Here is a 25,278-nt window from a genome sequence, read left to right on the forward strand (position 1 = left end):
CGGCGCCGTGCTCGCGCGCCCCGCGCGCTCCCCCGTCGTGCTCATGCAGGCATCGTGGGTGATGCTGGACATCTGGTGCAACAGAGTTTTCCGCGTCCGTGAACACCCAGGAAAGCCGCAGGGAACGCCCGGAACGAGGAGATGACCGAGTCGGAACGCGCCGCCACGCACCCTTGTGCGAATCGGCACGAGGGTTTTGGGTGGGACGGGTGTCGCCGTTCGGGCACCTGGCGGTCCCGGCCGGCGGCATGGAGGAACCTCAGAAGGGATCCCGACATGTCCGATTCAGCGACCGACTGCAGCGACTGTACGGAGCCTCGCACCGCCCTCACCGAAGCCGAGGTGGAGGCTCTGGTCCGGGGCATCTGTTTCAAGACCGGCCCGCCCCGAGGTGTCGGGGTCGAACTGGAATGGCTCGTCCACGAGCTGCGCGATCCGCGGCTCCCCGTCACACACGAACGACTCCGAGCGGCCTACGCCGCTCTGCGGACCGTGTCCCTGAGGTCGGCGCTCACCGTCGAGCCCGGCGGCCAGCTGGAGCTGAGCTCGCCGCCCGCCGCCTCCCTGATGGAGTGCGTCGGCACCGTCTCCGCCGACCTGGACGCCGTCCGCACGGCGCTCGCCGGGCACGGGCTCGGCCTCGCCGGCATCGGCAACGACCCCTGGCACTCCCCGCGCCGGTTCCTGCACGAGCCGCGCTACGACGCCATGGAGACGTGCCTGGACCGCACCGGCCCGGCCGGCCGCCGCATGATGTGCACCTCGGCCTCCGTTCAGGTCTGCCTGGACGCCGGGTACGAGGAGCCCGGCCCCCTCGGCCACGGACGGCGCTGGTGGCTGGCGCACCAGCTGGGCGCGGTCCTGGTGGCCGCCTTCGCCAACTCCCCGCTGGCCGACCACGAGCCCACCGGCTGGCGCTCCACCCGGCAGCTCGCCTGGATGGAGATCGGCACCGGCCGCGCGGGTGGGCCCCCGCTGGAGGGCGACCCCCGTGCCGCCTGGGCCCGGCACGTACTGGACTCGCCGGTGATGTGCGTACGGCGCGACGGCGTGTCCTGGGACGTTCCGGAGGGGCTGACCTTCCGGGAGTGGGCCAGGTCGGGGGCGCCCTGGCCGCCGACCCGCGCCGACCTCGACTACCACATCACGACCCTGTTCCCGCCGGTCAGGCCGCGCGGCTTCCTGGAACTGCGCATGATCGACGCGCAGCCCGGCGAGGACGGCTGGATCGTCCCGCTCGCCGTGACCACGGCGCTCTTCGACGACCCGGAGGCCGCCGAGAGGGCCTACCGCACGGTGAAGCCCCTGGCGGAGCGGGCCATGGCGCTGCCGGCGCCGCACAATCCGCTGTGGCTGGACGCGGCCCGCTCGGCCCTCGCCGACCCCGAGCTGCACGAGGCGGCCGTCACCTGTTTCGCCGCCGCGATCGAGGCGCTGCCCCGGATCGGCGCCACCCCCGAGGTCACGGCCGCCGTCACGGCGTACCGGGACCGCTATGTCGCTCAGGGCCGCACCCCGGCCGACGAGCTGCTCGACCATGTGGACGGCATGGCCGGGCGCACCCATGGGAAGGACCTCCGCACATGACCGACCCCGCCATCGACGCCGAGACGCTCCGTGAGCGGGCCCTGACCACCCTGACCACCGCGCGTGCCCGCACCACGCTCCTGACCAGCTGTGTCGAGGAGCCCGACCTCACCGCCCAGCACTCGCCGCTGATGTCCCCGCTGGTGTGGGACCTCGCCCACATCGGCAACCAGGAGGAGCTGTGGCTGCTGCGGGCCGTCGCCGGCCGGGAGGCGATGCGCCCCGAGATCGACGGCCTCTACGACGCCTTCGAGCACCCTCGCTCCGAGCGCCCCTCGCTGCCGCTGCTGCCGCCGGCCGAGGCCCGCGCGTACGCGGCCGAGGTGCGCGGGCGGGTGATGGACGTGCTGGAGAGCGCCCGCTTCCACGGCACGACCCGGCTCACGGAGGCCGGATTCGCCTTCGGGATGATCGCCCAGCACGAACAGCAGCACGACGAGACGATGCTGATCACCCATCAGCTCCGCGAGGGGCCCCAGGCGCTGACCGCCCCGGACCCGGACCCGGTACAGCTGTTCACCGGACCGGCCGAAGTCCTCGTCCCGGGCGGCCCGTTCACCATGGGCACCTCGACCGAGCCGTGGGCGCTGGACAACGAGCGGCCCGCGCACCGGCGCGAGGTGGCGCCCTTCTTCATCGACACCACGCCGGTCACCAACGGCGCCTACCAGGCGTTCATCGACGACGGCGGCTACGAGAACGAACGCTGGTGGACGGCGGACGGCTGGGCGCACGTCCGGGGCCACTCCATCACCGCGCCGCTGTTCTGGCACCGTGACGGCAAGCAGTGGCTGCGGCGCCGCTTCGGCGTCACCGAGGTGGTGCCGCCCGACGAGCCCGTGCTGCACGTGTGCTGGTACGAGGCCGACGCGTACGCGCGCTGGGCCGGGCGGCGGCTGCCCACCGAGGCCGAGTGGGAGAAGGCCGCCCGGCACGACCCGGCCGGCGACCGCTCGACGCGTTACCCGTGGGGCGACGCCGACCCGGCGCCCGAGGACGCCAACCTCGGCCAGCGGCATCTGCGCCCGGCCCCGGCCGGCAGCTACCCGGCCGGCGAGTCGCCGCTCGGCGTACGGCAGTTGATCGGCGACGTGTGGGAGTGGACGGCCAGCGACTTCCTGCCGTACCCGGGTTTCGAGGCCTTCCCCTACAAGGAGTACTCGGAGGTGTTCTTCGGACCGGAGTACAAGGTGCTGCGCGGCGGTTCGTTCGCCGTGGACCCGGTGGCCTGCCGGGGCACGTTCCGCAACTGGGACTATCCGATCCGCCGGCAGATCTTCTCCGGATTCCGTACCGCCCGGTCCGCGGAAGGCGTCTGATGTGCCGTCACCTCGCCTATCTGGGGCCCGAGGAGCCGCTCGGCCGGGTGCTGGTGGAGCCCGCGCACAGTCTCCACCGCCAGTCCTGGGCGCCCAGACGGCAGCGGTACGGGACGGTCAACGCCGACGGTTTCGGGGTGGGTTGGTACGCCGACGGCGACCCGGTGCCGGCGCGGTACCGCCGCGCCGGGCCCATCTGGGCGGACCTGTCCTTCGCCGACCTGGCGCGGGTGGTGCGCACCGGGGCGCTGCTGGCCGCCGTACGCGACGCGACCCTGTCGGGGGCGGACGCGGAGGCCGCGGCGGCCCCCTTCGCGACCGGGCCGTGGCTGTTCAGCCACAACGGTGCCGTGCGGGGCTGGCCGCAGTCGCTCGCCCCGCTCGTGGAGCGCCTGTCCGCCGTCGACGTGCTGTCGCTGGAGGCCCGCAACGACTCGGCGCTCGTGTGGGCGCTGGTCCTGGCGAGGCTGCGGGCCGGTGACGACGAGGGGCAGGCGCTGGCCGACACCGTGCTCGAGGTCGCCGAGGCGGCTCCCTCCTCCCGGCTCAACCTGCTGCTCACCAACGGCGAGACGATCACCGCGACCGCCTGGGGCGACACCCTCTGGTACCTCAGCACCCCCGGCCGCGGCACCGTCGTGGCCTCCGAGCCCTACGACGACGATCCGCACTGGCACGAGGTGCCCGACCGCACCCTGCTCGCGGCGAGCCGCACCGACGTGCTGCTCACCCCCCTCAAGGAGCCGAGCGAGACCTCGGCCCCCGTACCGACGAAGGAGCCCCGTACGTGAGTCCGTTCCTTCTCACCCGCACCCTGCCCGAGGACGCCACCGACGCCGCCCTGCGCGCGGACGTCCTCCAGGGCCTCACCGGCACGCCCAAGACGCTCCCGCCGAAGTGGTTCTACGACGCCCACGGCAGCGAGCTGTTCGAGCAGATCACCGAACTGCCCGAGTACTACCCCACCCGCGCCGAACGCGAGATCCTGGTCGCCCGGGCCGGCGACATCGCGGCCGCGACCGGGGCCCGCACGCTCGTCGAACTCGGCTCCGGCTCCTCGGAGAAGACCCGGTACGTCATCGACGCGCTCGGCGAGCTGCGCACGTACGTCCCCGTGGACGTCAGTGAGAGCGCCCTCACCCAGGCCGGGCACGCGCTCATCGCCGAACGCCCGGGCCTCGAGGTCCACGCCCTCATCGCCGACTTCACGGCCGGCCTGACCCTTCCCGAGACGCCCGGACCGCGGCTGATCGCCTTCCTCGGCGGCACGATCGGCAACCTGCTGCCGGTCGAACGGGCCGCGTTCTTCGCCGCGGTCCGCTCCCTGCTCTCCCCCGGCGACGCGCTGCTGCTCGGCACGGACCTGGTCAAGGACGAGCAGGTGCTGGTACGGGCGTACGACGACGTGGCGGGGGTGACGGCGGCCTTCAACAAGAACGTCCTGGCCGTCGTCAACCGCGAACTCCACGCCGACTTCGAGCCCGAGGCCTTCGACCACGTGGCGCTGTGGGACGCCGACAACGAGTGGATCGAGATGCGGCTGCGTTCCCGTGTCACCCAGACGGTGAAGATCCCGGCGCTGGACCTGGCCGTCGACTTCGCGGAGGGCGAGGAGCTGCGCACCGAGGTGTCGGCGAAGTTCCGCAAGGAGGGAGTGCGCGCCGAACTGGCGTCCGCGGGGCTGGAGTTGGCTCACTGGTGGACGGACAGCGCGAGCCGCTTCGCGCTGTCCCTGAGTGTGGTGCGCTGACCCGGCCGGAGGCCTGAGGGCGCCGCTCACCCCAGGGCGTTCAGTGCCCGGGTGATGCGCCGCGAGGCCCGGTGGGCCTCGGTCGCCGGGTCGGAGCCGGTGAGCACCCTGGTCATGTACTGCTTGATCGGGTTGTCCGCCTCGACCGCGCCCCACTGCGGCGTGGCCGGGGTGGCCCGGCCCCGGGCGGCGCCGGCCGCCATGGCCGCGACCCCCTCCTGACCGGCGACGGCCCGGGCGAGCGACCTCTTGTTGGGGACGTAGTTCATGGTGCGGGCCAGTTCGGTGTCCCACCTCGCGCCGGTGAGCGCGGCGACGACGGCCACCGCGCCGTCGTGCTCGTTAGTGTTGTTCGGTACGACGAGGTCGGAACCGCCGGTGAAGACGGCACCGGGCCGGCCGGCGACCCTGCCGGGCACGGGGAAGAAACCCAATCTGCCCTTCAGGTCCGGGTTCTGCTGGACGACGGTCCGGGCGAGACCCGGTACGGCCACGATCTGCGCGACCCTTCCGTGGGCGAACACCCCTGCCTGCGGGGGGTGTTCCTCGTCCGAGCCGGTCGGTCCGTGGCCGAGCGCCTGCAGCCGCCGGTAGAAGTCCATGCCGCGCAGCGCGGCCGGGGTGTCCAGCGCGCCGCGCCAGCCGACGCCGTCGCCCCCGCCGTCGTCGGCCAGTTCGCCGCCCTCCTCCCAGATGAAGCCGGCGAGCGTGTACCAGTCCTGGCCGGCGAGGTAGATGCCCTGGGTGCCCCCGCGGTTCAGGCGCTCGGTGACGGTGAGCCACTCGTCGCGCGGGCGGGGCGGAGCGGTGATGCCGGCCTGCGCGAAGAGGTCCTTGCGGTAGATGACGACGCGGTTGGCCGCGTACCACGGGATGCCGTACTGGTGGGACATCAGCTGTCCGGGCTGGGCGAGGCCGGGCAGCCAGTCGTCGCCGCCCCAGCGCAGGGCCGACTCCAGTGTCAGGTCGAGCAGTTGGTCGCGTTCGACGTACTGCGGGACCTGGGTGTTGCCGACCTCGATGACGTCGGGCCCGTCCCCTGAGTCGGCGTCGAGCGCGTGCCGGACCTTGGGGCCGATGCCGGTCCACTGCTGGATGCGGACGTCCAGGCGGTAGGCCGTGTGCTCGCGCTCGAAAGCCTCGGTGAACCGGCGCAGGAAGTCCGTGGACGCGCTGTCCTTCATCAGCCACACGGTGACAGTGCGCCGGCCCCCTCCGCCGGGCACGAGTCCGCACCCGGCGAGCGGACCGAGGGAGGCGAGGGCGAGGAGGCTGCGGCGTCTCACGGTCGGTCCTGTTCTGTCTGACGGACAGGGAAGGGGCCCGGCGTGGGGGGCGAGCGGAGGGCTCTTACGGGTGTGCCGGAGTTTGGTATGGACCAATACGCGGCGTCAAGAGGCGCCGGGAGCGCGGGCCGACGTCTCGCGCTCCGCCGCAGCTTGGGGCACGGTGGAGTGACGCGTGACACACGTGACGCTCCGGTCAACACGGGCGTACGGAGAGGAGCACCCGCATGACGAACCACACCTACCGGGTCACCGAGATCGTCGGCACCTCGCCCGACGGCGTCGACCAGGCCATCCGCAACGGCATCAGCCGCGCGACGCAGACGCTGCGGAACCTGGACTGGTTCGAGGTGGTCCAGGTCAGGGGGCAGATCGAGGAGGGGGAGATCGCCCACTGGCAGGTCGGCCTGAAGGTGGGTTTCCGGCTCGACGAGTCGGACTGACGGCCCCTTCGGGCGATCCCGACCGGCCTCAGGTACGCCCCTCCCCCTCCTGCGCCGCCTTCAGCGCGGCGGACGGGGCGCTCCAGCGCGCCCGCACGACCCTGAAGCCGGCCCGTTCCGCGTCCAGGCAGACCAGTTCGTCGTCGTCCACGAACACCCGGATCCGGCGGGTGCGGGCGAGCCGGCGCAGGATCTCCAGCTTGGTGCGGCGGGCGGGCCGGCGGTCGTCGTCGCGCCGCATGTACAGCCGCCCCTCGGGCAGCCCGTGCGTGTCGAGCCAGGTGAGCGTGGAGCGCCGGCAGCGCTCGGGCCGCCCGGTCAGATAGACGACGGCGCACTCCTCGGCGTTCTCCCGCACCATCGCGATGCCCTCGGCGATCGGCGGGTCGTGGGGCGCGGCGGCGAAGAAGGCGTCCCAGTCGCGCGGCCTGCGCTCCAGAAACCGCTGGCGGTGGGCCGTGTCGGCGAGCGTGTTGTCCAGGTCGAAGACGGCGAGGGGCCGCGCGGCACTGTCGGTCACGCCCCCACCTTAGGGGTCGTAGCGCTATGAACGTCCGATCAGGCCGCGCGACCCGGGCGGGCATAGTGCAACGACCCCTCAGGCGGGCCTCGGTCAGTCGCGTCGCCGCAGGCCCGCGACGAGGAGGTCGACCAGGCGGCGGGGGTCGTAGCGGGGGTCGTTGTCGGCGCCGATGCAGAGGTTGCCGACGCCGCGCAGGAGCTCGTAGGCCTTGAGGCCCGCCTGGATCTCACCGGCGGCCGACGCCGCGTCCAGGAGTTCGGTGCAGACGGGCAGCAGCCGGTCGAGGAAGTAGGCGTGCAGCGTCTCGAACCCGGCGTTGTCGGACTGCAGCGCCCCGGCGAGCCCGTGCTTGGTGACGAGGAAGCCGACGAAGAGGTCGATCCACTCCCGCAACGCGGTGTACGGCGTCGCACTGCTCGCCAGCAGTGCCGGCCCCGCCTCGGCGCAGGCGTCGACCTGGTGCCGGTAGACGGCGATGATCAGGTCCGCCCGGGTCGGGAAGTGCCGGTAGATGGTGCCCACTCCGACGCCGGCCCGGGCCGCGATGTCCCGCACCGGCGCCTCCACGCCGGACGCGACGAAGGCCGAGGCGGCCGCGTCGAGCAGCGCCTCCTTGTTGCGCCGGGCGTCCTTGCGCCCGGACCGGGCCGCAGGTTCCGCGCCCTCGTCACCGCCGCTCACCGTGCCGCTCCCTCCACCTCGCGCTTGCCAAAACGGAACACCGTTCCGTACTGTTCCGGAACAGGGTTCCGCTTACTTCTCCCATGATGCCAGAGCGCGGACCCGCCACCAAGCCACGCCCTCTCATCCCGACGGAGGACCCCAGTCATGCAGTACCGCACCTTGGGCCGCACCGGCGTGCAGGTCAGCTCCCTCGCACTCGGCGCGATGAACTTCGGCCGGATCGGCCGCACCACCCAGGACGAGGCCACCGCCCTTGTCGACGCGGCCCTGGAGGCCGGGATCAACCTCGTCGACACCGCCGACATGTACAGCGACGGCGAGTCGGAGGAGATGGTCGGCAAGGCCCTCGCCGGCCGCCGCGACGACGTCGTGCTGGCCACCAAGGCCACCATGCCGATGGGCGACGAGCGCAACCACCGGGGCAGTTCACGCCGTTGGCTGGTCACGGCCCTGGACGACAGCCTGCGCCGCCTCGGTGTGGACCACGTCGACCTCTACCAGATCCACCGCTGGGACCCGACCACCGACGACGAGGAGACGCTGTCCGCCCTCACCGACCTCCAACGCGCGGGAAAGATCCGCTACTTCGGCTCCTCGACCTTCCCCGCGTACCGCATCGTGCAGGCCCAGTGGGCCGCCCGCGAGCACCACCTGGGCCGCTACGTCACCGAGCAGCCCAGCTACTCGATCCTGCAGCGCGGTGTCGAGAGCCATGTCCTGCCGGTGACCGAGGAGTACGGGCTCGGCGTGCTCGCCTGGAGCCCGCTGGCCTCGGGCTGGCTCTCCGGTGCCGTCCGCGCGGGCCGGGACGTCTCCACGAGCCGCTCGGCGTTCATGCCGGACCGCTTCGACACCACCCTGCCGTACAACCAGGCCCGCCTCGACGCCGTGGAACGGCTGGCGGAGGTCGCCGACCAGGCCGGCCTGACGATGATCCAGCTCGCGCTCGGCTTCGTGACCGCGCACCCCGCCGTGACCAGCGCCCTGATCGGCCCGCGCACCCTGGACCATCTGCACACGCAGCTCGCCGCGGCGGACACGGTGCTCTCCGCCGACGTACTGGACGCCATCGACGCGATCGTCGCCCCCGGCACCGACCTGGCCCCGCACGAGAAGCACGACACCCCGCCCGCGCTGCTCGACCCGTCGCTGCGCCGCCGCTGAACCTCGTGGAGCGCCCCGCCCTAGCCTCTGGAAATGCTCAAGTGGCTTGGCAAGCAGGGCACATGGCCACCAGCCTGGCCCTCATGGGAATCCTGGGACCGTCCAAAGACGCCACCATCCTCCTGCGCGACGCGGGCGTGATCGCGGCCGCCCTGCGCCAGGCGCTGGCGGACGCCCCGCCGCAGGAGCGCGCGGGTCTGGAACGCGCCGTCGAACTCGCCGAGTCCACCGCCGCCGCCACCGGGTCCGAGGTGCGCGGGCGCTGGGTCCGCTCCCGGCTGGCCGCCGTCGGCTTCACCGGGGACGTCGCCTCGGTCGCGGCGGTGAAGGCGCTGCGCCAGGCGGAGCCGGGACTGTCCCTGGTGGCGGCGGTGCAACTGCAGAAGGACGCCCTGGCCCAGCCGGAGTGATCCGACGTCGCCGGTGACCCGTCGGCCCCGGTGGCAGGGCAGCGCGGGCGCATGGATCATGCTTGTCCCATGCGATCCCGGTTCCCCGCCCCCCGTACGACCCTGATCGGCGCCGCGCAGCAGCGTCCCTGCACGCTCGTCGTGTGCCGGGGCTGCTGCTGCGGCGATCCGCGCAAGCTCCCCGGCGCCGACCACGCCTGGCAGTTGGAGCGCCTGCGCGCCGCGGCCGCCGAGTCCGGTTTCCAGGTCCGTACGACCGACTGCCTGGGCCCCTGCGACCAGGCCAACGTCATCGTCGTCCAGCCCTCGGCCGCGGGGCGCCGGGCCGGCGGCCGGGCGACGTGGATCGGCTTCGCGACGGACGACGACAGCACCGAGGAACTCGTCGACTGGGCGGCGGCGGGCGGGCCCGGCGTGGCCGAGCCGCCGGCGACACTGGAGCTGCAGTTCATCCGGCCGCCCCGGGACGCCCGGGTACGCGGCCGCCGGTGACCCGGCTTGCGCGCGGAATCCTGGCGGCCGTACGGCGTTGAACCCCGCATGAGCTCCGTGATCGCGCAGACGCGTTTCTCCGTCCTCGACCGCTCCCGCATCCGCGAGGGCCACGCGAACGCCGAGGCCCTGCGGGACACCGTGCGGCTGGCGCGGGAGGTGGAGGGGCTCGGGTACCACCGGTTCTGGGTCTCGGAGCACCACGGGGTGCCCGGGGTCGCCGGTTCCGCGCCGACCGTGCTGGCCGCCGCCGTGGCCGGCGCGACGCGGACGATCCGGGTCGGCACCGGTGGCGTGATGCTGCCGAACCACCGGCCCCTGGTGGTGGCCGAGCAGTTCGGGGTGCTGGAGTCGCTCTTCCCCGGGCGGATCGACATGGGGCTCGGGCGGTCCGTGGGCTTCACCGAGGGCGTGCGCAGGGCGCTGGGCCGCGACAAGGAGGACGCCGAGGACTTCGCCGGGCAACTGGGGGAACTGCTCGGCTGGTTCACCGGGACGTCCCCCACGGGCGTCCACGCACGTCCCGCCGAGGGGCTGACCGTGCCGCCCTTCGTGCTGGCGATGGGCGAGGGCGCCGCCATCGCCGCCCGCGCCGGTCTGCCGATGGTCATCGGCGATCTGCGCAACAGGGAGAAGATGCTGCGCGGCATCGACCACTACCGCGCCCGGTTCCGGCCGTCCGCCTGGGCCGAGGAGCCGTACGTGGTCATCTCCGGCACGATCGCGGTGGCCGCCACACCGTGGGAGGCGCGGCGGCTGCTGGTCCCGGAGGCCTGGTCCATGGCGTACTCCCGCACGCACGGCACCTTCCCGCCCCTCGCCCCGGCCGAGCGCGTGGAGGCGCTGACCATGACCGCCAAGGAACGCGGCTTCTACGAGACCGGGCTCGCCGGGCACATCGCCGGCACCGAGGAGCAGGTCGCGCATGAGCTCGAGACGGTGCTGAAGGAGACCGGCGCGCAGGAGGTGCTGGTGACGACCAGCACGTACGACAGGACGGCGCTGGTGGACTCGTACCGCCGACTGGCCGGGATCTTCGCCGGCCGGTCCTGAGCATGTCCCCGGGCTGCGAGGATGGCGGGATGGGGCAACCAGTGAGCCGGCCGGAGGCGTCCGCGGCGGTGCACGACCACGGCTGGCGCTACCTGCTGGGCACGCTACGGACGTCCGTCCCGGTCGGGTCGCTGGCGCGGGGAGTCGCGCTGGCGTCGACGGTGGTCGCGGTGTGCGGTGAGGACGCCGATCGGCATCTCCAGGTCGACGTCCGGCCTGGACTGGTCCTGTTCGCTCTGCAGTCGACTCAGCACGCGGCGGTCACCGCCCGCGACGTCGAGCTCGCGCGGCGGATCTCGGCGGCCGTGCGGGAGAGCGGGCTGCGGACGGACCCGGGAACCGGGGACCAGGCTTCGCGCTCGGTCCAGTTGGTGGAGGTCGCGGTCGACGCGCTGGACATCGCCCAGATCCGGCCGTTCTGGAAGGCCGTCCTGGGCTACGTCGACGAGCCGGACCGGGGTGGACCGGAGGATCCGCTGGTCGACCCGGCCGGGCTCGGACCGGCCGTCTGGTTCCAGCGGATGGACCGGCCACGTCCGCAGCGCAACCGCCTCCACCTCGACATCTGTGTCCCCCACGACGAGGCGCCCCGGCGGATCGAGGCGGCGCTCGCGGCCGGGGGCCGACTCGTGTCCGCGACCCGCGCCCCCGCGTTCTGGATCCTGTGCGACCTGGAGGGGAACGAGGTCTGCGTGACCACCTGGCAGGGCCGGGACGACTGACCCGCGCCCGGTCCGCCCGGCCCGGGTGTGCCGAGCCGGGGCCCTTCTGGCGGTTCTCCGCGGAGGAAGGAGCGGCGTCGTGGGGGCCCCTCCCGCTCGAGCGCAGCCGAGAGTGGGGGGGAGTGCGTGCCGGGCGTCGCGACGCCCGGAGATCCGCCAGAAGGGCCCCAGCCTCGTAGCCTGTTCCCGTGTCAGCGTCCCGCCTCCACCGTGTCGCCGTCCTCGTGCTCGAGGGCGCCAAGCCGCTCGACGTGGGCATCCCGGCGCAGGTGTTCACGACCCGGGCGAGCATGCCGTACGAGGTGCGGGTGTGCGGGGCGGCCCCGGGGCCCGTCACCGGCGGGGACGGGCTGTCCTACCTCGTCGCCGACGGTCTCGACGCGCTGGACTGGGCGGACATCGTGTTCCTCCCCGGCTACCGGTTCCCGGACCGCGAGGACCCGCCGCCCGCCGTCGTCGACGCGTTGATCGCCGCCCACGAGCGGGGCGCACGGCTCGCGGCCATCTCCACGGGCGCCTTCGCGCTCGCGGCCACCGGGCTGCTGGACGGCAGACGCGCCACGACGCACTGGCACTACACACGGACACTCGCGGCCCGCCATCCCCGGGTCAGGGTCGACGAGAACGTGCTCTTCGTCGACGAGGGCAGTGTGCTCACCTCGGCCGGCGCCGCCTCCGGCATCGACCTGTGCCTGCACATCCTGCGCGGGGACCTGGGCGTGGCCGCCTCCAACCACGCAGCGCGGCGCCTGGTCGCGGCCCCCTACCGCAGCGGCGGCCAGGCGCAGTACGTGCCGCGCAGCGTGCCCGAACCGCTGGGCGAGCGGTTCGCCGCCACCCGCGAGTGGGCGCTGCACCGGCTCGCCGAGCACCTGACCCTCGACGTGCTCGCCCGGCACGCGGGAGTGTCGGCGCGCACCCTGTCGCGGCGCTTCGTCGAGGACACGGGGTACACGCCGATGCAGTGGGTGATGCGGGCCCGCGTCGACCGGGCCCGTGAGCTGCTGGAACGTTCGCAGCGCGGCGTCGAGCAGATCGCCGCCGACGTCGGGCTCGGCACCGGCGCGAATCTGCGGCTGCACTTCCAGCGCATCCTCGGCACGACCCCCAGCGAGTACCGGCACACGTTCGCGCCCGGCGAGTGACCGGCCCGGCTGGCGGGATCCTTTTGAACCATGGCGTTCTCGCCGCTGTCACCGGCGAAGGCCGGACGCGACCCTGGTGGGGAACCCAAGGGACGACTTCAGAAGGTGGATCACCCCTCATGACGCGCATCGCCATCAACGGATTCGGCCGCATCGGACGCAATGTGCTGCGCGCCCTGCTCGAACGCGACAGCGCCCTCGAGATCGTCGCCGTCAACGACCTCACCGAGCCCGCCACCCTCGCCCGACTCCTGGCCTACGACAGCACGGCCGGCCGGCTCGGCCGCCCGGTCACCGTCGACGGGGACACCCTCGTCGTCGACGGCCGCCGCATCCGGGTGCTCGCCGAGCGCGAGCCGGCGCAGCTGCCCTGGGCCGAACTCGGCGTCGACCTCGTGCTGGAGGCGACCGGCCGCTTCACCTCGGCCAAGGCCGCCCGCGCCCACCTCGACGCCGGGGCGCGCAAGGTGCTGGTCAGCGCGCCCTCGGACGGCGCGGACGTGACGCTCGCGTACGGCGTCAACACCGACGCCTACGACCCTCGGCTGCACACCATCGTCTCCAACGCCTCCTGCACGACGAACGCGCTGGCACCGCTGGCCGGCGTGCTCGACGAGCTCGCCGGCATCGAGCACGGCTTCATGACGACCGTCCACGCCTACACGCAGGAGCAGAACCTCCAGGACGGCCCGCACCGCGACGCCCGCCGCGCCCGGGCCGCCGGGGTCAACATCGTGCCGACCACGACCGGTGCCGCCAAGGCGATCGGCCTGGTGCTGCCGGGCCTCGACGGCAAGCTGTCGGGCGACGCGATCCGCGTGCCGGTGCCGGTGGGTTCGATCGTCGAGCTGAACACCACCGTCGCCCGTGACGTGACCCGAGAGGAGGTGCTGGAGGCGTACCGCAAGGCCGCCGAGGGGCCGCTCGCCGGGGTCCTGGAGTACTCCGAGGACCCGCTGGTCTCCTCCGACATCACGGGCAACCCGGCCTCGTCGATCTTCGACTCGGCCCTCACCCGCGTCGACGGCCGGCATGTCAAGGTGGTCGCCTGGTACGACAACGAGTGGGGCTTCTCGAACCGGGTGGTCGACACCCTCGAACTGCTCGCCGCGGGCTGACGGGCCCTCACTCCTCGGCGGACGCCTCCCGCGCCACGCTCTCCAGCCGCTGCCGGTACTCCTCCCACCAGGCCGGATCCGTGGACGGCAGGCTGGTGTTGTTCGCGTTCATACCGACGGCTCCGTCGGCGAGTTCGCGGATGATGTCGGCGTGGCCCGCGTGCCGGTGCGTGTCGGCGATGACACGCACCAGCGCGTGGTGCAGGGTCACCTCGTCGGCGTGGGCGGGCCACCAGGGCACCCTGCCGACGGTGTCCAGCTCCAGTCGCTCGATCGTCTCGTCGGCGTGCGCCCACGCCTTGCGGTACCCGGCGACGATGTCCTCGCGCGACTCGTCGGCCCTGGCCCACATGTCGGCGTTGGCGTCCGCACCCTCCCCGAAGGCGGGCTTGGGCAGATCGCAGGGCCGCCCGAACGTGTCGCCCAGATACCCGAGTTCGACGTAGGTGGCGTGCTTGACCAGCCCCAGCAGATTGGTGCCGGTCGGCGTCGCCGGGCGGCGGATGTCGTACTCGGAGAGCCCTTCGAGCTTCCACAGCAAGGCGTCGCGGGCGTTCTGGAGGTAGAAGCGGAGGTCGGCCTTGGGATCAGGTGCGATGGTCATGGGGTCAGTCTGTCGACACCCCGCCCGTTGTCCACCGCGTTTCGACGCGGCGAGGAGACGGTTCGCGTTCACCCGACGATTTCCTGTCAGGGTCGCGACAGACTGGGGTAACCAGCGGTAACTTCAACCCCGGATCTACCGCAACCGCTTTCACCCCCGGGAGACACCCCCTCATGCGCAGACTCCTCGCCTGCCTGGCGGCGGCAGCCGCCTCCCTCGGCGGGCTCACCCTGGCGGCCCCCTCCGCGGCCGCCGCCGACTCCGGCAGCTTCAGCGTGCTCACCTACAACGTGGCGGGCCTGCCCGAAGGCATCTCCAGCGCGCCGACGCCCCGTCAGTCCAGCACCACGACGATCGGCCAGCGGATCGCGCCGTACGACGTCGTGCACGTCGAGGAGGACTTCAACTACCACTCCTACCTCTACGCCGGGGACACGGCCCACGCCTACCGGACGCCGACCAGCGGCGGCGCCGGCATCGGCAGCGGGCTCAACACGCTCTCGAAGATCCCCTACGACGCCGACGACTTCGAGCGGGTGAAGTGGAACTCCTGCCAGGTCGACTCCGGTGACTGCCTGACCCCCAAGGGCTTCACGTTCATGCGGGAGCGGCTCGCCGAGGGCGTGTACGTCGACTTCTACAACCTGCACACCAACGCCGGCACCAACGACGGCGACGAGGCCTCCCGCGCCGACAACCTCAACCAGCTCACCGCCTTCATCAAGACCCACTCGGCCGGAAACGCCGTCGTGGTCATGGGCGACACCAACACCCGCTACACCCGCGCCGCCGACACCATCGCCGAGTTCGGCGCGGCCAACGGCCTGACCGACGCCTGGGTGCAGCTGATCCGCGGGGGCACGCCGCCCGCCAAGGGCAGTGACGCGCTGGTCTGCGACCAGTCCGGGGCCACCGTGCCCAACACCTGCGAGGTGGTGGACAAGGTCCTCTACCGGGGCAGCAAGCTGCTCTCGTTGAACGCGACGTCGTACAGCAACGAACACGCCAAGTTCCTCACCGACGCCGGACTCATGCTCTCCGACCACGACCCGATCGCCGTCGGCTTCACCTGGTCGCGCAACCCCGCCTACCAGTTCAGCGACCAGTTCGGCGGACCGCACGGCGACTACTACGACGACATCGACAGCGTGCCGGCCGGCGCCCGTGCCACCGCCATCGGTCTGCGCTCGGGCTCCCGTGTCGACCAGCTGAGCCTCACGCTGGCCGGCGGCACCACCCTCACCCACGGCGGGACCGGCGGGACCGCGTCCTCCCTCGCCCTGGGCAGCGGCGAGTACGTCACCGACGCCACCCTCTGCCAGGGCAGTTACAACGGGCACACCCGCATTTTCTCCGCCAAGTTCACCACCAGCCTGGGCCGCACCCTGGCCGGCGGCACCACGACCTCCGACTGCGTGACCCGCACCGCGCCCGCCGGCTGGCAGATCGCCGGCTTCCACGGGCGCTCCGGCGACGAGGTCGACAAGGTCGGCTTCATCTACACCCGGCGCTGACCGGACCGGCGTCCGGGACGGTACACGCACCCGCCGTCCCGGACGCCGTCCCGCAGACGTCATCCCGTGGTGAGCAGCCCGGCGACGAGGTCGCGGGGCAGGCCGTGGGTGTCGTGGAGGTAGCGGTAGTCCTCGTCGGTCAGCGGCCGTCGGAACTCCGGACGGGAGACCACGCGCCGCCCGCGTTCGAGGAGCAGGGTGAACCTGCGTTCCTCGTCGAGGAGTTGTTCCCGCACCGGTCCGCTGCCGGCGGACTGGCGGAAGTGGTCCAGCGTGTGGCCGACCGGTTCCTCGGGCAGGTCGGCGAGGGTACGGGAGGGGTCCTCGCGCCGCAGGGTGGTGAGCAGGCGGCGGATCAGCCGTCGCAGCACGTAGCCGCGGCCGGTGTTGGAGGGCCGTACGCCGTCACCGAGGACGACGACGGCCGAGCGCAGGTGGTCGCAGACGAGGCGGAGCGACGGCTCGTCGTCCAGGTGCCACAGCGAGGGCACCGTCCGCGTCCACGGTTCGAGCAGGTCGGTCTCGTAGACCGAGTCGCGCTCCTGCAGGACGGTGACGAGCCGTTCCAGGCCCATGCCCGTGTCGATGCCGGGCTGCCGCAGCGGCTGAAGGGTGCCGTCCTCGCGGCGGAGGTAGCGCATGTGGACGTGGTTCCAGATCTCCACCCAGCGAGGATCGGTGGTCGGCGTGCCCTGCGGCGGGATACCGGGCCCGCCGGTCCACACGAAGATCTCCGAGTCGGGGCCGCACGGTCCGGCGGGCCCGTTGGACCACCAGTTGTCCTCGCCGGTCGGCTCGACGGGAACCCCCAACTGCCGCCAGGTCCGGAGCGAATGATGGTCCGGGCCCACCTGGTCGTCGCCGCCGAAGACGGTGACGTACAGCCGCTCCCCCGGGATGCCGAAGCCGTCGCGCAGCAGTTCGTAGCCCCATCGCAGGCTCTGCGAGTGGCCGTAGTCACCGAGTGACCAGGAGCCGAGCATCTCGAACACCGTCAGATGCGTCGGATCGCCGACCTCGTCCAGGTCGGTGGTGCGCAGACAGCGCTGGAGGTTGACCAGGCGCCGCCCCTGGGGATGCGGGCGGCCCAGGAGGTACGGCGTGAGGGGGTGCATGCCGGAGGTGGTGAACAGCACCGGGTCGGAGGGCGGCGGCAGCAGCGTGCCGCCGGTGATGAGCTGGTGTCCCCGTTCGCGGTAGAAGTCGGTGAAGGTCCGGACGACCTGGTCCGTGTGCATGGCGGTGTTCCTTCGGGTCGGGGGACCGGAAAGAACCGCGCGAGGACAGGAGACGGTGGGCGTACGACGAAGCCCGGCGGTCCGTTTCCGGCCGCCGGGATGAGTGTGGGGTCAGGCGTCGGCAGCCGGTGAGCTGGTCGCTCGCGCGGCTGCGGTGCGGGTTCGCCTGGTGACGTCCATGCACGGAACGTTAGCAGCGGGGCGCCGAGGCCGCCGGGGGTTTTCCGCGCGGGGCGCCTCGCGTCAGAACGCCCAGCGCGTATGGGTGTACACCCCGTCGGTACGGCCGAAGCCGTACGCGGTGGCGGGGGCCACCCCGAAGACCAGGGCGTCCCCCTTGCGGAACGCGTCCCCGATGCCGTGGAAGGTGCCCTCGGGCGAGGTGATGTGCGAGCCGTACTTCGCCTCGTACGCCGCGATGACGTCCTCCAGCAGCGCCGGGGCGGACACCTGCTGCGCCGTTCCCTCGACGACGAGATCGAGCCCTTCGCTGAGGGCGTCGCCCCCGGTGGTCAGCGCGCAGTGCGCGTCGTGGGCGAGGTTCCTCGCCTTCTGCTCACGCGGCCCGGTGGAGAAGTACAGCACTCCCTCGTGCCAGACGGCGATCACGGGCGTGACGTGCAGCCGGCCGTCGGGCCGCACGGTGGACACCCAGAAGATCTCGGCGGCTTCCAGGTGCCACTGGGCCTCGGCCCACGCGGTGGCGGTGACGTCCGCGGCACCCGGACGGGAGTTGAGCGCGGAGCTGTAGCGGGGGTCGAGCTCGGTCGTGGGGTGCTGGGCGGAGCCAGGTGTGGGCATGGCGGATCTCCTTCGTCTCCCATGGACGACTCCGCGCCCGGGCGGAAGTCATCGCCGTCCCCGTGCGAGCAGCCCGGGAACGCCGGTGACGGGGTTCGATCATCGGGTCTCCGACGGCGCGGCAGCCCCTTCCTCACCTGGTCGGGCGTGTCGGCCGACCGGACCCTTGCGGCGCCTCAGGCCACCAGCGCCGTGTGGGTCCAGGCGGGTTGGGCCGTCGGGCCGGGCTGGGCCGCGCGGGCCAGCGTGCGGCGGTCGGGGTGGCTGCCGGGTGGAATGAGCCGGCGTACCTCCACCTCGGCGATCAGGCCGCGCGTCGTCACCACCCGCCACACCGAGGCCAGCAGGGAGTCGTCGCCGATGAAGGCGGGGGCCGTGCTGACCGAGCCTTCGGCGAGCCGGTAGCGCAGGTGGACGGGCTGGACGGGGACGTCCGCGTCGAGGGCGGCCTGGAAGACGGCCCGCCGGAAGGTGCCCTGGGCGCGCCCGCACCAGGTGCTGCCCTCGGGAAAGACCCCGACGGCCTGCCCGGCGCGCAGCGCGTCCGCGATGCGGGCGACCGTGCCGGGCAGGGCACGCAGCCGGTGGCGGTCGATGAACAAGACGCCACCGCGCGCGGCCACCGGGCCGGCGACCGGCCAGTCCCGGATGTCGGACTTGGCGACCATCCTGGCCGGCCGGACGGCGGCGAGCAGCGGTATGTCCATCCAGGAGATGTGGTTGGCGACCAGCAGGAGTCCGCCGGTGGGCGCGGTGGTGCCGGTGATCCGTACCCGGACCCCTGCGGCCCGTACGATCCACCGGCACCACCGCCTGACCCACTCGGCGGGGATCCTCCCGCCGAGCGGCGTCAGCACGACCCCGGTGAGCACCAGGGCCGTGACCGCCGCGAGCCGCAGCACGGCACGGGGTACGGCCGTGGCGGACGCCGTCACTGCGATGCACGCCCGGGGGGTGCAGGGCGCGCTGGGCTGCCAGACGCTCATCAGGCGGGCACGAGGGACAGGAAGTGCCGCAGATAGCGCGGGTCGACCCGGCGCATCGACAGCAGCACGTACAGGTCGGCGACGCCGAAGTCCGGGTCGTGGGCGGGCTCGGCGCACACCCACGCGCCGAGGCGCAGGTAGCCGCGCAGGAGGGCGGGGAGTTCGGCGGGGGCGGCCGGAGGGGTGGCGTTCGGGACCCAGGGCAGCAGCGGGCGTACCCGGTACTCCTGCGGGGCGAGGTGCTTGGCCCGCACGCGGTCCCAGGTGGCGGAGGCGAGTGCGCCGCCGTCGGCGAGCGGGAGGGAGCAGCAGCCGGCCAGCCACTCGTGGCCGCGGTCGACCATGTAGCGGGCGATGCCGGCCCAGATGAGGCCGATCACGGCGCCGTCGCGGTGGCCGGGATGGACGCAGGAGCGGCCGACCTCGACCAGACCCGGGCGTATCGCGTCGAGGGGGGAGAGGTCGAACTCGCCCTCGGAGTACAGCCGTCCGGCGACCGCGGCCCGCTCGGGCGGCAGCAGCCGGTAGGTGCCGACGACCTGCCCGGTGGTCTCCTCCCGGACCAGCAGGTGGTCGCAGTAGGAGTCGAAGGCGTCGATGTCGTGCCCCGGCAGCGGGGTGGCCAGCAGGGCGCCCAGCTCCGCGGCGAACACCTCGTACCGCAGCCGCTGCGCGGCGCGTACGTCGGCCTCGTCGCGGGCCAGGGAGACGGTGTAGCGGGTGGGGGCCGTGGGCTGTGGGGGACGGTCGAGCGTCGATACGCCGGTCATGGCTCTCTCCTGGTCACGGGCCGGGTCGGCCCAGCGGGGAGCAGACCCGTGGCGTGCGATCTGCCGCCCCTGTTCTTCCGATGCCGGCTGACCTACGCGTGACAGCCGCGGAGAGCGTCGATGTGGGGTTGTTGAACGGCTCGGTCGGTACCGGTCAGTTCGCCGGCGCGCAGTGCGCCAGCCATCTGCCGGTCTCCGCCGGGTCGAGGACGCGCTCCAGTACGAGCTCGCCGGTCATGCCGGGGAAGAACCGGCCGGCGGGCCAGCCGCGCTGGTACGGCGGCGGGTCCAGGACGAGGAGTCGTACGCCGTCGACGACGGGGATGTCGGAGGGCGTGCCCTCGTTCCACACCCACTCCCCGGCCGGGGTGACGAGGTTGAAGGAGCCGGTGGTCGGCACCTGGCCCGGCGCGTCACGGCACACGGCGGCCTCCTGCGCGGAGGGCGCGTGGCCGGGAACGTGGCCGCCGCCGACGAGAGTGTCGGCGAGCAGGGTGTGCAGCTGGAAGTTGTCGCCTATGCCGGTCATGCGCAGGGCGTAGCCGGTGCCGGTGGGGCGGTGCAGCGCGATCAGCGGCTCGTCGTCGAGGACGAGCAGAGCGTGGTGCAGGCACGTGAAGTCGTGGCCGGATGCTTCCTGGACCGGCCTCAGCGCCTCCAGGAGGCGTGTGCGCCGGTCGGGGGCGACTCCGGTGCGGACGGCAGGGTGGTTGAGCATGGCCACGGACGCCATCTCCCACTGCGGGAGCGTCCCCCAGCCGACGGCGGCTTCCTGGCCGACCCGTTCGAAGGCCGCCTCGTCGACCGAGTCCGGGGCGGGCATCTCTCCACCGCCGGTGGCTTCCCAGCGCCGGCAGAACTCGTCTGCCCCGCCGAGTGCTTCGGCCAGCCCGTGGAAGATGTACGGGGCGCAGTCCCGGGCGTCCGCACCGCGCTCGACGCACGCGCCGACCAGCACGGCGACCTGCGCGCGGGGCCCGGGCGGCACTTCGGCGAGCAGGGCCGCCAGCCGCGGGCCGGCCTGCGGGAACTCCCAGTCCCCCGCGTCGCCGTAGCGCCGTTGTATCTCCTGCATCAGCTGCTGCGAGCGGCTCGCGTCCCGCTCGCGCACCGCGGCCTCGAAACCGGCGACGGCTTCGAGAAACCGCTCTCTCCCCTTGCGCCCGAAGATCATGTGGGCACCCTACCGACGCCGCCTGTGCGAAACGGGGCCGGGGAGCACCCTCCCGGCCCCGCCCGTCCGCACCCTCGGCGAACGCTTTCCCCCGGTGTGGCCTACCTCTTGGCCACCTTGCGCGTGGCCCGCAGCCACTCCTTGTTCATGCTCGTGATGGACACGAGCGGGATGCCCTTGGGGCAGGCCGTGGCGCACTCCCCGGTCAGCGTGCAGCCGCCGAAGCCCTCCTCGTCCATCTGCGCCACCATGTCCAGCACCCGCGTCTCCCGCTCGGGCGCCCCCTGGGGCAGGACGCCCAGATGGTTGACCTTGGCGGAGGTGAACAGCATCGCCGCGCCGTTCGGGCAGGCGGCCACGCAGGCCCCGCAGCCGATGCACTCGGCGTGCTCGAAGGCGAAGTCGGCGTCGGGCTTGGGCACCGGCGTGGCGTGCGCCTCCGGGGCGGAACCGGTCGGCGCGGTGATGTACCCACCGGCCTGGATGATCCGGTCGAACGCCGACCGGTCCACCACCAGGTCCTTGATCACCGGGAACGCGGACGCCCGCCACGGCTCGATGTCGATGGTGTCGCCGTCCTTGAAGGACCGCATGTGCAACTGGCAGGTCGTGGTGCGCTCGGGACCGTGCGCGTCACCGTCGATGACGAGCGAGCAGGCACCGCAGATGCCCTCGCGGCAGTCGTGGTCGAAGGCGACCGGGTCCTCGCCGGAGAGGATGAGCTGTTCGTTGAGGACGTCGAGCATCTCCAGGAAGGACATGTCGGAGGAGATGCCGTCCACTTCGTACGTGGACATGGCGCCCTCGGCGTCGGCGTTCTGCTGCCGCCAGACGCGCAGGGTGAGCTTCATGCGTAGCTCCGCTGGGTGGGGTGGACGTACTCGAAGACCAGGTCTTCCCTGTGCAGGACGGGAGCCTCGCCGGTGCCGGTGAACTCCCAGGCGGCCGCGTAGGTGAACTCGTCGTCCCGGCGGGCCGCCTCGCCGTCCGGCGTCTGCGACTCCTCGCGGAAGTGGCCGCCGCAGGACTCGGCGCGGTGCAGCGCGTCGAGGCACATCAGCTCGGCGAGCTCCAGGTAGTCGACGACCCGGTTGGCCTTCTCCAGCGACTGGTTGAACTCCTCGCCGGTGCCGGGCACCTTGATGCGCCGCCAGAACTCCTCGCGGATCTGCGGGATGCGTTCCAGGGCCTTGCGCAGCCCCGCGTCCGTGCGGGCCATGCCGCAGAACTCCCACATGAGTTCGCCGACTTCGCGGTGGAAGGAGTCGGGCGTACGGTCGCCGTCGACGGACAGCAGCAGGTTGAGCCGGTCCTCGGTTTCCGCCAACGCCTCCTGCACGACCGGGTGTTCGCCGGTGACCGCGCCCTGGTGGGGGTTGCGGGCGAGGTAGTCGTTGATGGTGGCCGGGAGGACGAAGTAGCCGTCGGCCAGGCCCTGCATCAGCGCCGAGGCGCCCAGGCGGTTCGCGCCGTGGTCGGAGAAGTTGGCCTCGCCGATCGCGAACAGGCCGGGGATGGTGGTCTGCAGGTCGTAGTCGACCCACAGTCCGCCCATCGTGTAGTGCACCGCCGGGTAGATGCGCATCGGCACCTGGTACGGATCCTCGTCGGTGATCCGCTGGTACATGTCGAAGAGGTTGCCGTACTTGGCCTCGACGGCCCCCCGGCCCATGCGCTTGATGGCGTCGGCGAAGTCCAGGTAGACGCCCTGTCCGCCGGGGCCGACTCCGCGTCCCTCGTCGCAGACGTTCTTCGCGGCGCGGGAGGCGATGTCACGCGGGACCAGGTTGCCGAAGGAGGGGTAGATGCGCTCCAGGTAGTAGTCGCGCTCGTCCTCGGGGATCCTGCCCGGCGGACGGTCGTCGCCCTTGGCCTTCGGCACCCAGATGCGTCCGTCGTTGCGCAGCGACTCGCTCATCAGCGTCAGCTTGGACTGGTGGTCGCCGGTGCGCGGGATGCAGGTCGGGTGGATCTGCGTGAAGCAGGGGTTGGCGAAGAGGGCGCCGCGGCGGTGGGCCCGCCAGATGGCCGTCGCGTTGGAGTTCATGGCGTTCGTCGACAGATAGAAGACGTTGCCGTAGCCGCCGCTGGCGAGGACGACGGCGTCCGCGAAGTACGTGGAGATCCTCCCGGTGATCAGGTCCCGGGCGACGATCCCGCGCGCCCGTCCGTCGACGACGATCAGGTCGAGCATCTCGGTGCGCGGGTGCAGTTCGACGTTGCCCGCGGCGATCTGCCGGCTGAGGGCCTGGTAGGCGCCGAGCAGCAGCTGCTGGCCCGTCTGGCCACGGGCGTAGAAGGTGCGCGAGACCTGGACGCCGCCGAAGGATCGGGTGTCGAGCAGACCGCCGTACTCGCGGGCGAAGGGCACGCCCTGCGCCACGCACTGGTCGATGATCTCCACCGAGATCTGCGCGAGGCGGTGGACGTTGGACTCGCGGGCCCGGAAGTCGCCGCCCTTGACGGTGTCGTAGAACAGGCGGTGCACGGAGTCGCCGTCGTTGCGGTAGTTCTTCGCCGCGTTGATGCCGCCCTGCGCGGCGATCGAGTGGGCGCGGCGCGGGGAGTCCTGGTAGCAGAACTGGAGGACGTGGTAGCCCTGTTCGGCGAGCGTGGCCCCTGCGGAGCCGCCCGCGAGGCCGGTGCCCACCACGATCACCGTGTGCCCCCGCCGGTTGGCCGGGTTGACCAGCTTGGCCTCGAAACGGCGCTTGTCCCAGCGCTCGTCGATCGGCCCGGAGGGCGCCTTGGTGTCGGCGACGGGTTCGCCGGTGACGTAGTCGGTGTAGGTCATGTCAGCTCACCACTCCGGTCATGACGCCCACGGGTACGGCGACGAAGCCGGCCGTGAGCAGCAGCGCGAGGACGTTCGCGACGGTCTTCAGGGCGCGGTCGCGGGTGCGGCTGCCGGCGCCCAGGGTCTGGGCGGCGCTCCAGAAGCCGTGCCGCACGTGCAGGCCGAGCGCGAGCATCGCGACGATGTAGATGACGTCGCCGTACCAGGTGGAGAAGGTGTCCACGACGTTCTGGTACGGGTGCCCCGGCTGGAAGCCGCCGGAGTGCACGGTGCCGGTGGTCAGGTCGAGGATGTGCCAGACGATGAACAGGCCGAGGATGATCCCGCCCCAGCGCATGGTACGCGTCGCGTAACTGGCCTTCGGCTTCCTGTGCACGTACTTGCTGGGCCGCGCCCTGAGGTCGCGGCGGCTGAGCTGGTAGGCGGAGACGGCGTGCGCGACGACGGCGGCCACGAGGACGACGCGGATCAGCCAGAGCGTCCACTCGTAGTGCATGAACGGTTCGCCGATGGTGCGCAGCCAGCGCGCGTAGTGGTTGAACTCGCCCGCCCCGAAGAAGATCTTCAGGTTGCCGATCATGTGGACGACCAGGTACAGCAGCATGATGAGGCCGCTGACCGCCATGACGGCCTTCTTGCCGACGGAGGAGTCCCACACGGTGCGTGCCATGGACGGCCGTCGGTCCGTCCGCGTTACCAGAGCCATGCCTCAAGACGCTAGGGCCGACCGGCCCCATCGGTCCAAGACATGGTCCGGCTCGTTTCGATAGCGGGAGCCTATGATGGTGGGGTGCAGTTCCAGCAGCTCCAGTACTTCGTGGCGGTCGCCGAGACCCGGCACTTCACCCGGGCCGCGGAGACGGTGCACGTCGCCCAGCCCTCGCTGTCCCAGCAGATCAAGGCGCTGGAGCGGGAGCTGGGGGCCGACCTGTTCCAGCGGGCGCGGGGCAACATCACGCTCACCGACGCGGGCGAGGCGCTGCTGCCGCTGGCCCGGCGCATCCTGGCCGACGCGGACACGGCCCGGCACGAGGTGCAGGAGCTGGTCCAACTCCGCGGTGGGCGCGTGCGGTTGGGCGCGACGCCCAGTCTGTGCACCGGCCTGCTGCCCGATGTGCTGCACACCTTCCACGACCGCTACCCCGGTATCCGGCTGCTGATCGAGGAGGGCGGCTCCCACGACCTGGTTCGGCAGCTCGCCCGGGGCGCCCTGGACCTCGCCCTGGTGGTGCTGCCCCTGCCGACGCCCTCCCCCGCCCTGACCACCGTCGAGCTGCTGCGCGAGGACCTCGTCGTGGTCTCCTCGCCGGAGGCCCCCGCGCCGGGCGGCCCGGGCCGTCGTACCGTGCGCGTGGGCGACCTGGAGGGCGAGCGTCTTGTGATGTTCCGGCACGGCTACGACCTGCGCGAACTCACCGTGGCCGCCTGCCGCGCCGAGGGCTTCGAGCCGGTGTTCGCGGTGGAGGGCGGGGAGATGGACGCGGTGCTGGGCTTCGTCCGGGCCGGGCTCGGCGTGGCCGTCGTACCCCGCATGGTCGCGACCCGGTCGGGGCGGGGGCTGCGGGTCACCCCGCTCGCCCGGCCCGGTCTGCACCGCACCATCGCACTGGCGCACCGCAGCGACGTGGCTCCACCGCGGGCGGCACGGGAGCTGCAGCGGATGCTGCTGGAGCGGTGAGGATCGGTCCCGGGTGCGCT

26 protein-coding genes are annotated in these 25,278 nt (G+C 72.4%); 14 read left to right on the forward strand and 12 right to left on the reverse strand.

From position 1 onward, the window contains the following. Window positions 1–276: 276 nt before the first annotated feature. From egtA to egtD, 4 genes are read left to right on the forward strand one after another with little or no spacing between them, the layout of a single operon-like run. On the forward strand, window positions 277–1,587 hold the full coding sequence (gene egtA, locus ACIRVK_RS09960) for an ergothioneine biosynthesis glutamate--cysteine ligase EgtA (RefSeq protein WP_404245031.1): 1,311 nt from the start codon (window positions 277–279) through the stop codon (window positions 1,585–1,587). Continuing rightward, window positions 1,584–2,906 (forward strand): ergothioneine biosynthesis protein EgtB, encoded by a 1,323-nt coding sequence (gene egtB, locus ACIRVK_RS09965; protein ID WP_404245033.1) that lies wholly within the window; start codon window positions 1,584–1,586, stop codon window positions 2,904–2,906. Before egtA ends, egtB begins: the two co-directional genes overlap by 4 nt. After that, entirely contained in the window at window positions 2,906–3,697 is a 792-nt protein-coding gene (gene egtC, locus ACIRVK_RS09970; RefSeq protein WP_404245035.1) for an ergothioneine biosynthesis protein EgtC, read from the forward strand. Before egtB ends, egtC begins: the two co-directional genes overlap by 1 nt. Beyond that, window positions 3,694–4,656: an L-histidine N(alpha)-methyltransferase gene (gene egtD / locus ACIRVK_RS09975; protein ID WP_404245037.1), complete on the forward strand. Its 963-nt coding sequence runs from the start codon at window positions 3,694–3,696 to the stop codon at window positions 4,654–4,656. The genes egtC and egtD overlap by 4 nt, the downstream gene beginning before the upstream one ends. A gap of 26 nt (window positions 4,657–4,682) precedes the next feature. Here the strand turns inward: egtD and ACIRVK_RS09980 are convergent, their stop codons facing one another. Beyond that, complete coding sequence (locus ACIRVK_RS09980) at window positions 4,683–5,942, reverse strand: extracellular solute-binding protein (protein ID WP_404245039.1); 1,260 nt, start codon at window positions 5,940–5,942, stop codon at window positions 4,683–4,685. 227 nt (window positions 5,943–6,169) lie between these two features. On the opposite strand from ACIRVK_RS09980, the gene ACIRVK_RS09985 reads away from it, so the two are divergent. Further along, window positions 6,170–6,385, forward strand: coding sequence for a dodecin (locus ACIRVK_RS09985; protein WP_404245041.1), 216 nt, complete (start codon window positions 6,170–6,172; stop codon window positions 6,383–6,385). Window positions 6,386–6,413: 28 nt separating this feature from the next. Here ACIRVK_RS09985 and ACIRVK_RS09990 read toward each other — a convergent pair whose 3' ends face one another. Continuing rightward, on the reverse strand, window positions 6,414–6,905 hold the full coding sequence (locus ACIRVK_RS09990; RefSeq protein WP_404245043.1) for a hypothetical protein: 492 nt from the start codon (window positions 6,903–6,905) through the stop codon (window positions 6,414–6,416). Between the two features lie 93 nt (window positions 6,906–6,998). Further along, on the reverse strand, window positions 6,999–7,589 hold the full coding sequence (locus ACIRVK_RS09995; protein WP_404245045.1) for a TetR/AcrR family transcriptional regulator: 591 nt from the start codon (window positions 7,587–7,589) through the stop codon (window positions 6,999–7,001). Window positions 7,590–7,736: 147 nt separating this feature from the next. Here ACIRVK_RS09995 and ACIRVK_RS10000 point away from each other — a divergent pair, with 147 nt between their 5' ends. The 7 genes from ACIRVK_RS10000 (at window position 7,737) to gap (ending at window position 13,696) form a co-directional block, all read left to right on the forward strand. Further along, window positions 7,737–8,756: an aldo/keto reductase gene (locus ACIRVK_RS10000; protein ID WP_404245047.1), complete on the forward strand. Its 1,020-nt coding sequence runs from the start codon at window positions 7,737–7,739 to the stop codon at window positions 8,754–8,756. Window positions 8,757–8,818: 62 nt separating this feature from the next. Beyond that, window positions 8,819–9,166, forward strand: coding sequence for a hypothetical protein (locus ACIRVK_RS10005; protein ID WP_404245049.1), 348 nt, complete (start codon window positions 8,819–8,821; stop codon window positions 9,164–9,166). Between the two features lie 69 nt (window positions 9,167–9,235). Further along, window positions 9,236–9,658: a (2Fe-2S) ferredoxin domain-containing protein gene (locus ACIRVK_RS10010; RefSeq protein WP_404245051.1), complete on the forward strand. Its 423-nt coding sequence runs from the start codon at window positions 9,236–9,238 to the stop codon at window positions 9,656–9,658. A gap of 48 nt (window positions 9,659–9,706) precedes the next feature. Further along, window positions 9,707–10,711: an LLM class flavin-dependent oxidoreductase gene (locus ACIRVK_RS10015; protein ID WP_404245053.1), complete on the forward strand. Its 1,005-nt coding sequence runs from the start codon at window positions 9,707–9,709 to the stop codon at window positions 10,709–10,711. A 29-nt stretch (window positions 10,712–10,740) separates the two neighbouring features. Beyond that, window positions 10,741–11,433 (forward strand): VOC family protein, encoded by a 693-nt coding sequence (locus ACIRVK_RS10020; protein ID WP_404245055.1) that lies wholly within the window; start codon window positions 10,741–10,743, stop codon window positions 11,431–11,433. 188 nt (window positions 11,434–11,621) lie between these two features. Beyond that, window positions 11,622–12,578 (forward strand): GlxA family transcriptional regulator, encoded by a 957-nt coding sequence (locus tag ACIRVK_RS10025; protein WP_404245057.1) that lies wholly within the window; start codon window positions 11,622–11,624, stop codon window positions 12,576–12,578. 119 nt (window positions 12,579–12,697) lie between these two features. Then, the gene (gene gap / locus ACIRVK_RS10030; RefSeq protein WP_404245059.1) at window positions 12,698–13,696 is read left to right on the forward strand and encodes a type I glyceraldehyde-3-phosphate dehydrogenase; all 999 of its coding nucleotides are present in this window, start codon (window positions 12,698–12,700) and stop codon (window positions 13,694–13,696) included. A gap of 7 nt (window positions 13,697–13,703) precedes the next feature. Here the strand turns inward: gap and ACIRVK_RS10035 are convergent, their stop codons facing one another. Further along, a complete protein-coding gene (locus ACIRVK_RS10035) occupies window positions 13,704–14,300 on the reverse strand; it encodes a DinB family protein (RefSeq protein ID WP_404245061.1) in 597 nt (198 codons plus the stop codon). A 173-nt stretch (window positions 14,301–14,473) separates the two neighbouring features. Between ACIRVK_RS10035 and ACIRVK_RS10040 the strand changes: the two genes are divergently transcribed. Next, window positions 14,474–15,814, forward strand: coding sequence for a jacalin-like lectin (locus tag ACIRVK_RS10040; protein ID WP_404245063.1), 1,341 nt, complete (start codon window positions 14,474–14,476; stop codon window positions 15,812–15,814). A gap of 59 nt (window positions 15,815–15,873) precedes the next feature. Here ACIRVK_RS10040 and ACIRVK_RS10045 read toward each other — a convergent pair whose 3' ends face one another. The 8 genes from ACIRVK_RS10045 to ACIRVK_RS10080 all read right to left on the reverse strand — a co-directional run bounded on the left by ACIRVK_RS10045 (window position 15,874) and on the right by ACIRVK_RS10080 (window position 24,250). Continuing rightward, the gene (locus ACIRVK_RS10045; RefSeq protein ID WP_404245065.1) at window positions 15,874–17,052 is read right to left on the reverse strand and encodes an alanine--tRNA ligase-related protein; all 1,179 of its coding nucleotides are present in this window, start codon (window positions 17,050–17,052) and stop codon (window positions 15,874–15,876) included. Between the two features lie 243 nt (window positions 17,053–17,295). After that, window positions 17,296–17,853 (reverse strand): pyridoxamine 5'-phosphate oxidase family protein, encoded by a 558-nt coding sequence (locus ACIRVK_RS10050; protein ID WP_404245067.1) that lies wholly within the window; start codon window positions 17,851–17,853, stop codon window positions 17,296–17,298. Between the two features lie 176 nt (window positions 17,854–18,029). Next, a complete protein-coding gene (locus ACIRVK_RS10055; protein WP_404245069.1) occupies window positions 18,030–18,839 on the reverse strand; it encodes a lysophospholipid acyltransferase family protein in 810 nt (269 codons plus the stop codon). Continuing rightward, complete coding sequence (locus ACIRVK_RS10060; protein WP_404245071.1) at window positions 18,839–19,609, reverse strand: GNAT family N-acetyltransferase; 771 nt, start codon at window positions 19,607–19,609, stop codon at window positions 18,839–18,841. The genes ACIRVK_RS10055 and ACIRVK_RS10060 overlap by 1 nt, the downstream gene beginning before the upstream one ends. Window positions 19,610–19,763: 154 nt before the next feature. Next, window positions 19,764–20,783 carry a hypothetical protein gene (locus tag ACIRVK_RS10065; RefSeq protein ID WP_404245073.1) on the reverse strand — a complete coding sequence of 340 codons (1,020 nt, stop codon included), beginning with the start codon at window positions 20,781–20,783 and terminating at the stop codon, window positions 19,764–19,766. Between the two features lie 101 nt (window positions 20,784–20,884). Next, complete coding sequence (locus tag ACIRVK_RS10070; protein WP_404245075.1) at window positions 20,885–21,634, reverse strand: succinate dehydrogenase/fumarate reductase iron-sulfur subunit; 750 nt, start codon at window positions 21,632–21,634, stop codon at window positions 20,885–20,887. Beyond that, complete coding sequence (locus ACIRVK_RS10075; RefSeq protein WP_404245077.1) at window positions 21,631–23,577, reverse strand: fumarate reductase/succinate dehydrogenase flavoprotein subunit; 1,947 nt, start codon at window positions 23,575–23,577, stop codon at window positions 21,631–21,633. The genes ACIRVK_RS10070 and ACIRVK_RS10075 overlap by 4 nt, the downstream gene beginning before the upstream one ends. Before the next feature lies 1 nt (window position 23,578). Beyond that, window positions 23,579–24,250, reverse strand: coding sequence for a succinate dehydrogenase (locus ACIRVK_RS10080; RefSeq protein ID WP_404245079.1), 672 nt, complete (start codon window positions 24,248–24,250; stop codon window positions 23,579–23,581). Between the two features lie 120 nt (window positions 24,251–24,370). Between ACIRVK_RS10080 and ACIRVK_RS10085 the strand changes: the two genes are divergently transcribed. Further along, complete coding sequence (locus ACIRVK_RS10085) at window positions 24,371–25,258, forward strand: LysR family transcriptional regulator (RefSeq protein ID WP_404245081.1); 888 nt, start codon at window positions 24,371–24,373, stop codon at window positions 25,256–25,258. Window positions 25,259–25,278: the final 20 nt, after the last annotated feature.

Source organism: Streptomyces sp. NPDC101152 (assembly GCF_044768275.1).
Taxonomy (GTDB): domain Bacteria; phylum Actinomycetota; class Actinomycetes; order Streptomycetales; family Streptomycetaceae; genus Streptomyces.

Bases quoted from the DNA above. Each gene is read 5' to 3' on its own strand.
- egtA (WP_404245031.1), top strand. From the start codon at position 277: ATGTCCGATTCAGCGACCGACTGCAGCGACTGTACGGAGCCTCGCACC.
- egtB (WP_404245033.1), top strand. From the start codon at position 1,584: ATGACCGACCCCGCCATCGACGCCGAGACGCTCCGTGAGCGGGCCCTG.
- egtC (WP_404245035.1), top strand. From the start codon at position 2,906: ATGTGCCGTCACCTCGCCTATCTGGGGCCCGAGGAGCCGCTCGGCCGG.
- ACIRVK_RS09985 (WP_404245041.1), top strand. From the start codon at position 6,170: ATGACGAACCACACCTACCGGGTCACCGAGATCGTCGGCACCTCGCCC.
- ACIRVK_RS10000 (WP_404245047.1), top strand. From the start codon at position 7,737: ATGCAGTACCGCACCTTGGGCCGCACCGGCGTGCAGGTCAGCTCCCTC.
- ACIRVK_RS10005 (WP_404245049.1), top strand. From the start codon at position 8,819: ATGGCCACCAGCCTGGCCCTCATGGGAATCCTGGGACCGTCCAAAGAC.
- ACIRVK_RS10010 (WP_404245051.1), top strand. From the start codon at position 9,236: ATGCGATCCCGGTTCCCCGCCCCCCGTACGACCCTGATCGGCGCCGCG.
- ACIRVK_RS10015 (WP_404245053.1), top strand. From the start codon at position 9,707: ATGAGCTCCGTGATCGCGCAGACGCGTTTCTCCGTCCTCGACCGCTCC.
- ACIRVK_RS10020 (WP_404245055.1), top strand. From the start codon at position 10,741: ATGGGGCAACCAGTGAGCCGGCCGGAGGCGTCCGCGGCGGTGCACGAC.
- gap (WP_404245059.1), top strand. From the start codon at position 12,698: ATGACGCGCATCGCCATCAACGGATTCGGCCGCATCGGACGCAATGTG.
- ACIRVK_RS10035 (WP_404245061.1), bottom strand. From the start codon at position 14,300: ATGACCATCGCACCTGATCCCAAGGCCGACCTCCGCTTCTACCTCCAG.
- ACIRVK_RS10040 (WP_404245063.1), top strand. From the start codon at position 14,474: ATGCGCAGACTCCTCGCCTGCCTGGCGGCGGCAGCCGCCTCCCTCGGC.
- ACIRVK_RS10045 (WP_404245065.1), bottom strand. From the start codon at position 17,052: ATGCACACGGACCAGGTCGTCCGGACCTTCACCGACTTCTACCGCGAA.
- ACIRVK_RS10050 (WP_404245067.1), bottom strand. From the start codon at position 17,853: ATGCCCACACCTGGCTCCGCCCAGCACCCCACGACCGAGCTCGACCCC.
- ACIRVK_RS10055 (WP_404245069.1), bottom strand. From the start codon at position 18,839: ATGAGCGTCTGGCAGCCCAGCGCGCCCTGCACCCCCCGGGCGTGCATC.
- ACIRVK_RS10060 (WP_404245071.1), bottom strand. From the start codon at position 19,609: ATGACCGGCGTATCGACGCTCGACCGTCCCCCACAGCCCACGGCCCCC.
- ACIRVK_RS10065 (WP_404245073.1), bottom strand. From the start codon at position 20,783: ATGATCTTCGGGCGCAAGGGGAGAGAGCGGTTTCTCGAAGCCGTCGCC.
- ACIRVK_RS10070 (WP_404245075.1), bottom strand. From the start codon at position 21,634: ATGAAGCTCACCCTGCGCGTCTGGCGGCAGCAGAACGCCGACGCCGAG.
- ACIRVK_RS10075 (WP_404245077.1), bottom strand. From the start codon at position 23,577: ATGACCTACACCGACTACGTCACCGGCGAACCCGTCGCCGACACCAAG.
- ACIRVK_RS10080 (WP_404245079.1), bottom strand. From the start codon at position 24,250: ATGGCACGCACCGTGTGGGACTCCTCCGTCGGCAAGAAGGCCGTCATG.